This window comes from Streptomyces flavofungini (genome assembly GCF_041028215.1).
Taxonomy (GTDB): Bacteria; Actinomycetota; Actinomycetes; order Streptomycetales; family Streptomycetaceae; genus Streptomyces; species Streptomyces flavofungini_B.
This window is the reverse complement of the sequence record NZ_JASKYR010000174.1, coordinates 1-12,395: the sequence shown is the minus strand read 5'-3', so window position 1 is coordinate 12,395 and position 12,395 is coordinate 1. Positions and strand designations below refer to the sequence as shown.

Below are 12,395 nucleotides of genomic sequence, written 5' to 3'. Positions count from 1 at the left end.
GCGCCTCGCCTACGGGGTCGCGGGCGAGGCSCGCGTGCTGCTGCCCTTCGCCGACCACGTCGAGGTGCTCTCGCCGCCCGAGGTGCGCGAGGAGCTGGCCAGGGCGGCGACGGCGGTCACCGCGCTGTACGGTCCCCGGGCGGCTCCCGTTCGTCCAGCCAGTGACGGCGGCCCAGGCTGACGAGCCGGAGCTGCCTGCGCGCCGTGACCGCCACCCGGGCGGCGGCCCCGGGATCGCTCTCGGCCTCCATCAGTGCCGAGGCGGTCATCACCATGTGGTCGACGTACRTCCCGGCCAGCATCAGCAGATCGTCCTCGGCCCAGCCCGCCGCCTCCGGCTCGCGGGCGAACTGCTCCTTCACCTCCTGTGCGAAGAGGGCGAGTTGGCCCCGGATCGCGTCGCGCACCGGCTGCACGCCGCCGTGCTGCTCACGGGCGATGAAGCGGACGTGCGCGGGGTGGGCGCGGACATAGGCGGCGATCAGCTCGACGGTGGCCGCTATGCGCTCCTCGCCGTCGTCGTCGCCCGCGCGCTCACCGGTCGCGGCGAGCAGCGCGGTGAGCGCCGTGTGCAGGCTGCCCAGCGCCTCCTCGACGAGCGCCACGCCGAGGTCGGCGGTGTCGCGGAAGTGCCGGTAGAAGGCGGTGGGGGCGACGCCCACGGCGCGGGTGACCTCGCGCAGTCCCAGGCTGCTGAGGCTCTGCTCGGCCAGGAGCTGGAGCGCGGCGTCCAGGAACGCCTGCCGGGTCTTCTGCTTCTGGGCCTGCCGGATGCCGAGCGTGTGACTCATGCCATGCAGTTAACAACTGTTCTCCGAGTTTGGAAAGCGCGGAAGCGAGTACTCTAGAAGTCAGTGAACAACTGTTGCCACAAGCGTTCACCGAATCGAGAGGGATCTCATGCTCTTCCTTGTCGCCGCCCTTCTTCTGCTGGGTGTCGCCATGGGTTCCGTGGCCCACGCCCCGCTGCCGGTCACCCTGGTCGCCGCCGCCGTCATCGGCGTCTGGCTCGCGGTCTTCGCGATCCGTGAGCGGAGCCGCACGCGGCACCACTGAGCCGGACACCATCCCGCGCGCTCCGGGCCTTCCCGGATCCGTACGCGTCATCCACCTCGACCTGCCAGGAGTCGGACCATGCCGCTCATCGCCGAACGCAGCACGACCGAACCCGCCACGACGGAACGTGCCCCTGCCGAGAACAGCGCGGCCGAGAGCGCCCAGAGCGCCGAAAGCACGGGGCACGCTGAAGGCAGCACCGGGCGCGCCCCGCGTCCCACCGGCCGGCGCGACACCGACGGGATGGCCGTCGCCTCGTTCGTCCTCGGCCTGATCGGGCTGCTCGTCCTGAACCTCTTCCTCGGCCCCGCCGCGATCGTCCTCGCGGGCCTGGCCCTGTGGCGCGGCACCGCCCGCAGGGGCCGCGCGCTGCTCGGCCTCGGCCTCGGCGTCGCCGACCTGATCGTGCTCGGCTCGCTCGTCGCGATGGACGGCACCGTGTCCTGGGGTATCGCGGGCTGATACGCGGGGCGCGGCCGGTGCCGCACGGCTCGTAGAATCGTGCGCACCATGGCCTACCTCGACCACGCAGCGACCACTCCGATGCTCCCGGACGCGATCGCGGCGATGACCGCGCAGATCGCCGTCACCGGCAACGCCTCCTCGCTGCACGCGGCGGGGCGGCGGGCGCGACGCACCGTCGAGGAGGCCCGCGAGAATCTCGCCGAGTCGCTCGGCGCCCGGCCCAGCGAGGTGGTCTTCACCTCCGGCGGCACCGAGGCCGACAACCTCGCGGTGAAGGGCCTGTACTGGGCCAGGCGCGACGCCGACCCCGCCCGCACCCGCGTCCTCGCGAGCCCCGTCGAACACCACGCCGTCCTCGACGCCGTCCACTGGCTGGGCGAGCACGAGGGCGCCACCGTCGAGTACCTGCCCGTCGACGCCTACGGCAGGGTCCACCCCGACGCGCTGCGCGAGGCGATCGGGCGGAACCCCGACGACGTGGCCCTCGCGACGGTCATGTGGGCCAACAACGAGATCGGCACCATTCAGCCGGTCCGCGAACTCGCCGATGTCGCGGCCGAGTCCGGTGTCCCGCTGCACGCCGACGCCGTGCAGGCCTACGGCCAGATCCCCGTCGACTTCGCCGCGTCCGGACTCGCGGCGGCGACCGTCTCCGGGCACAAGATCGGTGGCCCGTACGGGATCGGGGCGCTGCTGCTCGGCCGTGAGTACAGCCCCGTGCCCGTGCTGCACGGGGGCGGGCAGGAGCGGCACGTGCGCTCCGGGACGCTCGACGTGCCCGCCGTCGCCGCCTTCGCCGTCGCGGGTGCGTACGCCGCCGAGCACCGGGAGCGGTTCGCCGCCGAGATCGGCGCCCTGCGCGACGACCTGGTGGCGGCGGTCCGCTCGGCCGTCCCCGAGGCGATCCTCGGCGGCGACCCGGCGCCCGGGGGCAGGCTGCCCGCCAACGCGCACTTCACCTTCCCCGGCTGCGAGGGCGACTCCCTCCTGCTGCTCCTCGACGCCCAGGGCATCGAGTGCTCCACGGGCTCGGCGTGCACGGCGGGCGTGGCCCAGCCGAGCCACGTCCTGCTCGCCACGGGCACCGACCCCGATCTGGCGCGCGGCACCCTGCGCTTCTCGCTGGGCCACACCTCGACCAAGGCGGACGTCGACGCGGTGGCGGCAGCGATCGGCCCGGCGGTGGAGCGGGCCCGGACGGCGGGCCTGAGCTAGGCCTTCTCCGGCAGCTGGGCCTTCCTCGGCCGGGCGGGCTTCTCCGGCAGTCAGGCCTTCTTCGGCCGGGCGGGCTTCTCCGGGCGGTCGCGTGCCTCGCGCACCAGGCGTATGTACCGGTCCCAGTCCCAGTACGGGCCCGGGTCCGTGTGGTCCGTGCCCGGCACCTCCACGTGCCCGACGATGTGCTTCCGGTCCACCGGGAAGTCGTACCGCTCGCAGATCCCGGCGGTGAGCCTTGCCGACGCCTCGTACATCTCATCGGTGAACGAGGACCTGTCGTCCACGAAGCCCTCGTGCTCGATGCCGATGCTCCGCTCGTTCCAGCCGCGGTTGCCCGCGTGGAAGGCCACGTCGAGCTCGCGGATCATCTGCGCGATGTGGCCGTCCTTGCGGACCACGTAGTGCGCGGCGGCGCCGTGGCCGGGGTCCTTGAAGACCCGCAGAGCCGTGTCGTACCCGCCCTGGACGACGTGGATCACCACGCGGTCGATGGCGTAGTCGTCGGGGCGGTCGGCTCGCCGCCAGTTGTAGTCCGAGGCCGCTATCCACTGGACGCCCTGGGCGTCGACCTCGCCCTCCTTGCGCTTCTTGACCACACCGGGCACCCGCCACCACAGCCGGCTCAGGTCGTCCTTGGCGAGCAGCCCGGCGCCGACGGCCGTCACCGCGCCGCCGATCAGCAGGGTGCGCCGGTCGATGCCCCCGCGCCCCGGCTTCTTCCCGCCGTCAGTCTCAGCCCCCATGTGATCACCAACGCTTACTCATGGGCATCCGGTTCCCGTCGCCCCGTACTCTGTTAGAGCTATGACTTTGACCGAGACCTCGCAGCAGCCCCAGCCTCCCCGGCGGCCCCTCCGCGTCCTGGCCGCCATGTCCGGGGGCGTGGACTCCGCCGTCGCCGCCGCGCGTGCCGCCGAGGCGGGGCACGACGTGACGGGAGTGCACCTCGCGCTCTCGGCGAACCCGCAGTCGTTCCGCACGGGCGCGCGGGGCTGCTGCACCATCGAGGACTCGCGCGACGCGCGCCGCGCCGCGGACGTCATCGGCATCCCGTTCTATGTGTGGGACCTCGCCGAGCGGTTCCGCGAGGACGTGGTCGAGGACTTCGTCGCCGAGTACGAGGCGGGGCGCACCCCGAACCCGTGCCTCCGCTGCAACGAGAAGATCAAGTTCGCCGCGCTGCTCGACAAGGCGCTCGCCCTCGGCTTCGACGCCGTCGTCACCGGCCACTACGCCAAGGTGACCGTCGGTGAGGACGGCTCCCGCGAGCTGCACCGCGCCTCGGACATGGCCAAGGACCAGAGCTATGTCCTCGGGGTCCTCGACGACCGGCAGCTCGCGCACGCGATGTTCCCCCTCGGTGACACGGTCACCACCAAGGAGGAGATCCGCGCGGAGGCCGAGCGGCGTGGCCTCGCCGTCGCCAAGAAGCCCGACAGCCACGACATCTGCTTCATCGCCGACGGCGACACCCAGGGTTTCCTCGCCGACCGCCTCGGCAAGGCCGAGGGCGACATCGTGGACGAGTCGGGGGCGGTCCTCGGCACCCACGAGGGGGCGTACGGCTACACCATCGGCCAGCGCAAGGGCCTCCGCATCGGCACCCCCGCCCCCGACGGCAAGCCCCGCTACGTCCTGGACATCTCCCCGGTGAACAACACCGTGACGGTCGGCCCGGCCGCCGCCCTGGACGTCACGGGCCTGACCGCCATCAGGCCCCGCTGGTGCGGCGCCGCCCCCACCGCCCCCGGGACCTACACGGCCCAGCTCCGCGCCCACGGCGGCGAGACCGAGGTGCGTGCGGAGCTGATCGACGGCGCGGAGCTGCGGGTCTCCTTCACGGAGCCCGTCCGCGGCGTGGCCCCCGGCCAGGCGATCGTCCTGTACGACGGCACGCGCGTGGTGGGCTCGGCGACGATCGCGACGACCCAGCGGGCCACGGCCGGGGTGTGACGGGCCGCTCCGGCGGTGGCCTCCGGCGGTGATCCTTCGGCGACGACCTCCGCCCGGCTAGCGCCCCGGCTCCGCCGCGTCCGGCTCGCTGACGTCCGTCTCGTAGAAGCAGAAGTGGTCCGCGATCTCGGCCACGTTCTCCTTCGGGCTCGGGTAGGCCCAGACCGAGTCGGGTGAGCCCGGGAGCGACCAGTAGGAGGCCGTTCCCTTGAAGGGGCAGTACGTCTGGGTCGTCGACGGGGTCAGGAGTTCGGTGCGTACGTCCTCCGGCGGGAGGTAGTACCGCACCGGAAGGCCCGTCTCGTGCAGCAGCAGGGGGCGCCCGCTCTCCGCCACGACCTGCCCGTCGTGCACCACGCGTACGTGGTGGGTGCCCCGCTCGATGGTGATCCGGTGTCCTGCGACCACGGCTCCGCCCTCCTCGGTGAGTGCGCTCGAAAAGCGAGTGAGTGCTGTCAGAGTCGGACCGTACCGTGGTCGCATGAACATCTGCGTCTTCCTCTCCGCCGCCGACCTCGACGAGCGCTACACCCGACCCGCCCGCCAGTTCGCCGAGCTGCTCGGCAAGGGCGGCCACACGCTGGTCTGGGGCGGCTCCGAGAGCGGCCTGATGAAGGTGGTGGCCGATGGGGTGGACGAGGCCGGAGGGCGGCTCGTGGGCGTCTCCGTGGACTTCCTCGCCGCCAAGGCCAGGACCGTCACGGAGCCGCACGAGATGGTGATCGCCCGCGATCTCGCCGAGCGCAAGGCGCTGCTCCTGGCCAAGGCCGACGCCGTCGTCATCATGGTGGGCGGCACCGGCACGCTCGACGAGGCCACCGAGATCCTGGAGCTGAAGAAGCACGGCAAGCACACCAAACCGGTGGTCCTGCTCAACTCGGAGGGCTTCTACGACGGCCTCAAGGAGCAGTTCCGGCGCATGGAGGACGAGGGATTCCTGCCGCTCCCGCTGACCGACCTCGTCTTCTTCGCCGAGGAGCCCGTCGGCGCCCTGGCCTACCTGGAGGAATCACAGGGCACCCGGTGATGCGAGCATGGCGGGTATGGCAACACATGTGATCACCGGGGCGGGCTCCGGCATCDGCGCGGCCGTCGCCCGCCGTCTGCACACACGCGGCGACGACCTCGTCCTGCACGCGCGGGACGCGGGCCGCGCCAAGGAGCTCGCCGCCGAGTTCCCCGGCGCGAGCACGCTCGTCGGCGACCTCTCCGACCCCGACAAGCTCTCCTGGGCCTTCGGGCACCAGTCGCTGCCCGCCCGGGTGGACTCCCTGCTGCACATCGCGGGCGTCGTCGACCTCGGCCCGGTCGGCGACCTCACCCCCAGGACCTGGCGCCACCAGCTCAACGTCAACCTCATCGCCCCCGCCGAGCTGACTCGCCACTTCCTGCCCCAACTGCGTCTCGCCCAGGGCCACGTCCTCTTCGTCAACTCCGGCGCGGGCCTGCGGGCAAGCGCCGAGTGGTCCGCCTACGCCGCCTCCAAGCACGGCCTCAAGGCCCTCGCCGACTCCCTCCGCCAGGAGGAGCACGGCAACGGCGTCCGGGTCACCTCCGTCTACCCCGGCCGCACGGCGAGCGCCATGCAGGTCAAGGTGCACCAGCAGGAGGGCAAGGAGTACGACGCCGCGCGCTGGATCGACCCCGAGTCGGTCGCCACGACCATCGTCATGGCCCTGGACCTGCCGCGCGACGCGGAGGTCAACGATCTGACGGTGCGGCCGGGACGATGAGCGAGGCGTTCACCCCGGGCCCGGCGACCGGCGTCGGGTCCATGCCGGGCGGTGACGCCCGCGAGGCCGCCAAGACGGTGACCGGCAGCTTCGAGGGGCCCGGACAGGGCACCCCGTACCTCCCCGAACTGCCCGCCCGAGGTCCCGGCGCCGACATGATCGGCCGTACCGCCGGACTCCTTATCGACCTGTACGCGCGCGTGGAGCCCAGCGGCTGGCGGATCGGCGACCGGCCCGGCAGGGACACCCGGCGGGCCAGGGCCTGGCTCGGCGAGGACCTCGACGCCCTGGAGGAGTTCACCCAGGGGTACCGGGGCCCGCTGAAGATCCAGGCCGTCGGCCCGTGGACGCTCGCCGCGGCCCTGGAGCTGAGGAACGGCGAGGCCGCGCTCTCCGACCCCGGCGCCTGCCGCGACCTCGCCGGATCGCTGGCCGAGGGCCTGCGCGGGCATCTCGCCGACGTGCGCCGCAGGGTGCCGGGTGCCCAGGTGGTGCTTCAGCTCGACGAGCCCTCGCTCATCGCCGTGCTGCGCGGACAGGTCAAAACGGCGAGCGAGTACCGCACCCACCGGGCCGTGGACCGGCAGCTCGTCGAGAGCACCCTGCGGGACGTCCTCGCCGTCGCGGGCGACGACCCGACGGTCGTCCACTCCTGTGCGCCCGACGTCCCCTTCGCGCTGCTGCGCCGCGCCGGGGCCGCCGCGATCTCCTTCGACTTCTCGCTGCTCACCGAGCGTGACGACGAGGCGATCGGCGAGGCGGTCGAGGGCGGTACGCGACTCTTCGCCGGTGTCGTGCCCGGCGTGGACGGCCGATTGTCAGACCCTGCCGGTAGCGTCATGGGTGTCAGGTCGCTGTGGCGCAGGCTGGGGCTGAATCCGGGATCACTCGCGGAGTCGGTCGTGGTCACCCCGTCGTGCGGACTCGCGGGAGCGTCTCCCGCGTACGCACGCGCGGTGCTCGCCCACTGCGTCCGGGCGGCGAGATCGCTCGCGGACAACCCTGAGTAATTGGGTATGACGTAACGGGAGGACGAAACGGTGGCTGTCGAACAGCAAGGCTCTGTGCCCGCCGAGGCACGGGATCAGCATGCCCAGCTGGCCGAACAGATCGAGGAGCACCGCTTCCGGTACTACGTGAAGGACCAACCGGTCGTCAGCGACGCGGAGTTCGACAAGCTGCTGCGCTCCCTTCAGGCGCTGGAGGAGGAGCACCCCGAGCTCCGGACACCGGATTCGCCCACCCAGAAGGTCTCGGGTTCGTACGAGACGGAGTTCACGGCGGTCGAGCACCGCGAGCGCATGCTCTCCCTGGACAACGCCTTCGACGACGCGGAGCTCGCCACCTGGGCCGACCGCGTCGCCAAGGAGGTGGGCGCGCCCGGGTATCACTTCCTGTGCGAGCTGAAGGTCGACGGCCTCGCGGTCAACCTGACGTATGAGAACGGCAGACTGACCCGCGCCGCCACCCGGGGCGACGGCCGCACCGGCGAGGACATCACCCCGAACGTCCGCACGATCGCCGACATCCCCGACCGCCTCAAGGGCGACCGCGTCCCCGAGCTGGTGGAGATCCGCGGCGAGGTCTTCTTCCCGATGGAGAAGTTCGAGGAGCTGAACGCACGCCTGGTCGAGGCGGGCGACAAGCCCTTCGCCAACCCGCGCAACGCGGCGGCGGGCTCGCTGCGCCAGAAGGACCCGCGCGTCACCGCCACCCGCCCGCTGCACATGGTCGTGCACGGCATCGGCGCCCGCGAGGGCTTCGACATCGACTGCCTGAGCCACGCCTATGAGCTGCTGCACGAGTGGGGCCTGCCCACCGCGCGGCACAACAGGGTCGTGGACGACCTGGCGGGCGTCCGCGACTTCATCGCGTACTTCGGGGAGCACCGCCACTCCGTGGAGCACGAGATCGACGGGGTCGTCGTCAAGCTCGACGAGATCCCGCTCCAGGGCCGCCTCGGCTCCACCTCGCGCGCCCCGCGCTGGGCCATCGCCTGGAAGTACGCGCCGGAGGAGGTCAACACCAAGCTGATCAACATCCGCGTCGGCGTCGGCCGCACCGGCCGCGTCACGCCGTATGCCCAGGTGGAGCCGGTCACGGTGGCGGGCTCCGAGGTCGAGTTCGCGACCCTGCACAACCAGGACGTGGTGAAGAAGAAGGGCGTCTTCATCGGCGACACGGTCGTCATCCGCAAGGCGGGCGACGTCATCCCGGAGATCCTCGGCCCGGTCGTGGACCTGCGGGACGGCAGCGAGCGCGCGTTCGTGATGCCCGCCGAGTGCCCGGAGTGCGGGACGCCGCTGCGGCCCATGAAGGAGGGCGACATCGACCTCCGCTGCCCCAACGCCCAGAGCTGCCCGGCCCAGTTGCGTGAACGTCTCTTCTACCTCGCGGGGCGCAAGTCCCTCGACATCGAGAACTTCGGCTATGTCGCCGCGGCCGCGCTGACCAGACCCCTTGAGCCCGCCGAGCCGCCGATCAAGGACGAGGGCGACATCTTCGACCTCAAGGCCGACGAGCTGCTCCCGATCAAGTCCTACGTCCTCGACCAGGACTCCGGCCTGCCCAAGCGCGACCCCAAGACGGGCGAGGAGAAGGTCGTCACCTTCTTCGCCAACCAGAAGGGCGAGGCGAAGAAGAACACCCTCGCCATGCTGGAGAACATCGAGGCGGCCAAGGAGCGCCCGCTCGCCCGCGTCCTCACGGGACTCTCGATCCGGCACGTCGGCCCGGTGGCCGCCGAGGCGCTGGCCCGCGAGTTCCGCTCCATCGACCGCATCGAACAGGCCACCGAGAAGGAACTGGCCGAGACCGACGGCGTGGGCCCGGTCATCGCGGCCTCCCTCAAACAGTGGTTCGCCGAGGAGTGGCACCGCGAGATCCTCCGCAAGTGGCGGGCGGCCGGGGTGCGCATGGAGGAGGAGTCCAGCGGCGAGGACGAGGGGCCCCGTCCGCTGGAGGGCCTGACCGTGGTCGTCACCGGCACGCTCGAACACCACACCCGGGATGGCGCGAAAGAGGCGTTGCAGAGCCGGGGCGCCAAGGTCACCGGTTCCGTTTCCAAGAAGACCTCCTTCGTGGTCGTGGGGGAGAACCCGGGTTCGAAGTACGACAAGGCCATGCAGGTGAAGGTTCCGGTTCTCGACGAGGCCGGCTTCGCCGTCCTGCTGGAACAAGGACAGGAGGCGGCACTGGAAGTCGCGCTTCCGACCGAGGAGTAGCGGTTGAAGGCCACCCGATCGGCGCATACCAGATGCATACGGGTGGCCGGGTCGCATTCGGGCAACCGTCGTCGACCGCTGCCCGTGGAAGCCTTCTGCGGCCTACTGTTGAGGTGTGCGCCTGCCGTGCCCCGCTGCGAACGGGGTATCTCCTGCTCATCAAAGAGCTTGGAAGGGGGCATCCCCTACTCGGAACGAGTGCGCAAGCAGGCAACCGCCTGCTCGTCGAGAGCACGGGGACGAGAGCAACCGGACGAGGCCGCCACCGGGCCGAGTCCAGAAGGCGTGGGCACCGCCGGCTGTGAGAGGGACGGGAATGGAACCGACCGAGAGCGCCGCCCCGGACTCACGGCTGCGCGCGCGCCAGTGGCGCGCGCCGAGCACCTGGCTGCGGGGCCGCCGCACAGCGGCGCCCACCGGCACGAGCACGCCGGGCACAGCCGTGGCGGGAACCGCGGCCGGAACCGTGAGCACGGCCATCGAACCACGCGAGCGGGCCTGGAGCTCCGCCGCCACGCGGGGCGCCGAGAGCGGCGCCCCCCTGGCGGGCGGCCCGGACACGCACGAACCGCGCGAGCCCTGGCCGCTGCTGCCCGTCCTGGTCGTCACGGCGGCCGCCTTCCTGCTCGGCGCCGGGTTCTTCCAGGCCTTCGCCGACGGCCACGCGCTCTTCCCCCCCGGCACGGCGGGCTGGTCCCTCGCCATCCTCACCGGCCTCATCGTCGGCCACTTGGTGGCGCTCGGCAGGGACCGCTGGTGGGGCGGCACGGGCTCCGGCGGCGCGCTCACCGTCGCGGTGCTGCTGCTGTACGGCTGGATGCCCGCGGGCATGGTCAGCCTCACCGTCGTCGTGCTGGTCGGCGTCGCGCGCAGACACCGCTGGCGCCAGGGCATCCTGCACGGCGCGGTCGACATCATCGGCATCGGCACGGGCGCGCTCACCATGGCCGCCTTCGGCACCGCGCCGACGTCCGGGTCTCCCTGGCTGCCCGAGACCTGGGACCTGTACACCGCGCCCGAGGTGGCCCTGGTCGCCGTCGCCTATCTCGCGGTCACCCGCGTCCTGCTCTGGTACGTCCACGCGCCCCGCACCGGCGCCCTGCCCACCGTCACCCGGACGGCCCTGGTCCGCCAGGGACTTCTCGCGTTCGCGCTGCTCGGCATCGCCCCACTGATCTGCGTGGTGGCCATCTCCCTGCCGATACTGCTGCCGCTGTTCGCGATCCCGCTGGTCGCCCTCGACTCCACCCTGTGGATCGCCCGCGCCCGCGCCGAGGAGCAGCTCCGCGACCCGCTGACGGGACTGCCCAACCGGCAGTGGCTCCTGGAGCGGACCTGGACGGCCCTGGACGACGCCGAGCGGATCGGGGCGCGCTCCGCGTTAATGCTGATCGACATGGACCGCTTCCGGTCGGTCAACGACACGCTCGGCCATCTCGCGGGTGACCGGCTGCTGCTCCAGATAGCGGACCGGCTGCGGGTGGCGCTGCCGCGCGGCGCCGAGGCGGCCCGGCTCGGCGGCGACGAGTTCGCCGTACTGCTGCCCGTCGCCGACTCCACGACGTCCGCCACCCGCGTGGCCCGGCAGCTCGTCGCCGCGCTCGGCTCACCGCTCGACCTCGACGGCCTGACCCTCGTCCTGGAGGCAAGCGCGGGTCTCGCCGTCTTCCCGGACCACGCGGTGGACGCGGAGGGGCTGCTGCGCCGGGCGGACGTCGCGATGTACCAGGCGAAGCGGGACCGTACGGGCGTCGAGGTGTATGAGTCCAAGCGCGACTCCAACACCCCCGACCGCCTCGGTCTCCTCGGTGACCTGCGGCGCGCCCTCGACGCGGGCGACGTCGAGCTGCACTACCAGCCCAAGGTCCGCTTCGACGGCAAGGTGGCGGGTCTGGAGGCGCTGGTGCGCTGGGTGCACCCCGAGCGCGGCAAGGTGCCGCCGGACGAGTTCATCGCCATCGCCGAGTCCTCCGGCCTCATGCCGCACCTCACGGAGTACGTCCTGGAGACGGCCCTCGGCCAGGTCGCGAAGTGGCAGGCGCAGGGCCTGAAGGTCCCCGTCGCGGTGAACGTCTCACCGCGTGACGTGCACACCCCCGGCTTCGCCGGAGCGGTCGCGGCCCGTCTCGCCCGTCACGGCGTCCCCGCGGGAGCGCTCCAACTGGAGATAACGGAGCACGTGCTCCTGGAGGACCCGCAGCGCGCCGCGGACACGCTGGCCGGGCTGACCGGGCACGGCGTGAAGATGTCCCTGGACGACTTCGGTACGGGGTACTCCTCCCTGGTCCATCTGCGGCGGTTGCCGGTGAGCGAGCTGAAGATCGACCGCTCCTTCGTGGCCCGCCTCGCCGTGGACAACGAGGACGCGGAGATCGTCCGCTGCACCGTGGACCTCGCGCACTCCCTCGGGCTGCTCGTGGTCGCCGAGGGCGTCGAGGACGACGAGACGTGGGAGCGGCTGCGCGACCTCGGCTGTGACGCGGTGCAGGGCTGGCTGGTGGCCGCCGCGATGCCCGCCGAGGAGACCACCGCCTGGCTGCGGGCGCGCGGCTCGCGCGGCTGGCGCCGCCCGGCCGACGTGGCCGCCGAGGCCGCGGCAGCGGCGGCGGACGCCGCGGGGAACCAGGACGCGGCCTCCGACGCGGGCCCCGACGCCGGTTCCCACGTCAGTTCCCATGTGAGTTCCGACGTGGGTTCCAACGTCGGCTCCGACGTGCATCAGTCCTCGGGCCGCGTCGTGCAGTGA

General features: G+C 72.1%; 12 protein-coding genes and 1 pseudogene. 10 read left to right on the top strand and 3 right to left on the bottom strand.

The window, feature by feature from the left end:
* Positions 1-181: pseudogene (locus tag AB8Z36_RS14670) on the top strand (hypothetical protein); the annotation flags it as partial.
* Here AB8Z36_RS14670 and AB8Z36_RS14665 read toward each other — a convergent pair.
* Positions 117-791 carry a TetR family transcriptional regulator gene (locus tag AB8Z36_RS14665; RefSeq protein WP_369213721.1) on the bottom strand — a complete coding sequence of 225 codons (675 nt, stop codon included), beginning with the start codon at positions 789-791 and terminating at the stop codon, positions 117-119. The pseudogene AB8Z36_RS14670 and the gene AB8Z36_RS14665 overlap by 65 nt on opposite strands.
* Before the next feature lie 109 nt (positions 792-900).
* Between AB8Z36_RS14665 and AB8Z36_RS14660 the strand changes: the two genes are divergently transcribed.
* The 3 genes from AB8Z36_RS14660 (at position 901) to AB8Z36_RS14650 (ending at position 2,736) form a co-directional block, all read left to right on the top strand.
* The gene (locus AB8Z36_RS14660; protein WP_369213720.1) at positions 901-1,056 is read left to right on the top strand and encodes a hypothetical protein; all 156 of its coding nucleotides are present in this window, start codon (positions 901-903) and stop codon (positions 1,054-1,056) included.
* Between the two features lie 243 nt (positions 1,057-1,299).
* Positions 1,300-1,518 carry a DUF4190 domain-containing protein gene (locus AB8Z36_RS14655; protein WP_369213723.1) on the top strand — a complete coding sequence of 73 codons (219 nt, stop codon included), beginning with the start codon at positions 1,300-1,302 and terminating at the stop codon, positions 1,516-1,518.
* A gap of 48 nt (positions 1,519-1,566) precedes the next feature.
* Entirely contained in the window at positions 1,567-2,736 is a 1,170-nt protein-coding gene (locus tag AB8Z36_RS14650) for a cysteine desulfurase family protein (protein ID WP_369213719.1), read from the top strand.
* Positions 2,737-2,786: 50 nt separating this feature from the next.
* Here the strand turns inward: AB8Z36_RS14650 and AB8Z36_RS14645 are convergent, their stop codons facing one another.
* Positions 2,787-3,482 carry an N-acetylmuramoyl-L-alanine amidase gene (locus AB8Z36_RS14645; RefSeq protein ID WP_369213718.1) on the bottom strand — a complete coding sequence of 232 codons (696 nt, stop codon included), beginning with the start codon at positions 3,480-3,482 and terminating at the stop codon, positions 2,787-2,789.
* A 61-nt stretch (positions 3,483-3,543) separates the two neighbouring features.
* Here AB8Z36_RS14645 and mnmA point away from each other — a divergent pair, with 61 nt between their 5' ends.
* A complete protein-coding gene (gene mnmA, locus AB8Z36_RS14640; protein ID WP_440581919.1) occupies positions 3,544-4,692 on the top strand; it encodes a tRNA 2-thiouridine(34) synthase MnmA in 1,149 nt (382 codons plus the stop codon).
* Between the two features lie 57 nt (positions 4,693-4,749).
* Here mnmA and AB8Z36_RS14635 read toward each other — a convergent pair whose 3' ends face one another.
* On the bottom strand, positions 4,750-5,100 hold the full coding sequence (locus AB8Z36_RS14635; protein WP_369213717.1) for a DUF427 domain-containing protein: 351 nt from the start codon (positions 5,098-5,100) through the stop codon (positions 4,750-4,752).
* 73 nt (positions 5,101-5,173) lie between these two features.
* Between AB8Z36_RS14635 and AB8Z36_RS14630 the strand changes: the two genes are divergently transcribed.
* The 5 genes from AB8Z36_RS14630 (at position 5,174) to AB8Z36_RS14610 (ending at position 12,395) form a co-directional block, all read left to right on the top strand.
* Positions 5,174-5,719 (top strand): TIGR00730 family Rossman fold protein, encoded by a 546-nt coding sequence (locus tag AB8Z36_RS14630; protein WP_369213716.1) that lies wholly within the window; start codon positions 5,174-5,176, stop codon positions 5,717-5,719.
* Between the two features lie 7 nt (positions 5,720-5,726).
* Positions 5,727-6,425 (top strand): SDR family oxidoreductase, encoded by a 699-nt coding sequence (locus AB8Z36_RS14625; protein ID WP_369213715.1) that lies wholly within the window; start codon positions 5,727-5,729, stop codon positions 6,423-6,425.
* Positions 6,422-7,435 carry a methionine synthase gene (locus AB8Z36_RS14620; protein ID WP_369213714.1) on the top strand — a complete coding sequence of 338 codons (1,014 nt, stop codon included), beginning with the start codon at positions 6,422-6,424 and terminating at the stop codon, positions 7,433-7,435. Before AB8Z36_RS14625 ends, AB8Z36_RS14620 begins: the two co-directional genes overlap by 4 nt.
* A gap of 30 nt (positions 7,436-7,465) precedes the next feature.
* Positions 7,466-9,649: an NAD-dependent DNA ligase LigA gene (ligA, locus tag AB8Z36_RS14615; RefSeq protein WP_369213713.1), complete on the top strand. Its 2,184-nt coding sequence runs from the start codon at positions 7,466-7,468 to the stop codon at positions 9,647-9,649.
* 316 nt (positions 9,650-9,965) lie between these two features.
* Positions 9,966-12,395, top strand: a complete 2,430-nt coding sequence (locus AB8Z36_RS14610; RefSeq protein WP_369213712.1) for a putative bifunctional diguanylate cyclase/phosphodiesterase — start codon at positions 9,966-9,968, stop codon at positions 12,393-12,395.

Coding starts and splice junctions, on each gene's coding strand:
- AB8Z36_RS14660 (WP_369213720.1), top strand. CDS start 901: ATGCTCTTCCTTGTCGCCGCCCTTCTTCTGCTGGGTGTCGCCATGGGT.
- AB8Z36_RS14655 (WP_369213723.1), top strand. CDS start 1,300: ATGGCCGTCGCCTCGTTCGTCCTCGGCCTGATCGGGCTGCTCGTCCTG.
- AB8Z36_RS14650 (WP_369213719.1), top strand. CDS start 1,567: ATGGCCTACCTCGACCACGCAGCGACCACTCCGATGCTCCCGGACGCG.
- AB8Z36_RS14645 (WP_369213718.1), bottom strand. CDS start 3,482: ATGGGGGCTGAGACTGACGGCGGGAAGAAGCCGGGGCGCGGGGGCATC.
- mnmA (WP_440581919.1), top strand. CDS start 3,544: ATGACTTTGACCGAGACCTCGCAGCAGCCCCAGCCTCCCCGGCGGCCC.
- AB8Z36_RS14630 (WP_369213716.1), top strand. CDS start 5,174: ATGAACATCTGCGTCTTCCTCTCCGCCGCCGACCTCGACGAGCGCTAC.
- AB8Z36_RS14620 (WP_369213714.1), top strand. CDS start 6,422: ATGAGCGAGGCGTTCACCCCGGGCCCGGCGACCGGCGTCGGGTCCATG.
- AB8Z36_RS14610 (WP_369213712.1), top strand. CDS start 9,966: ATGGAACCGACCGAGAGCGCCGCCCCGGACTCACGGCTGCGCGCGCGC.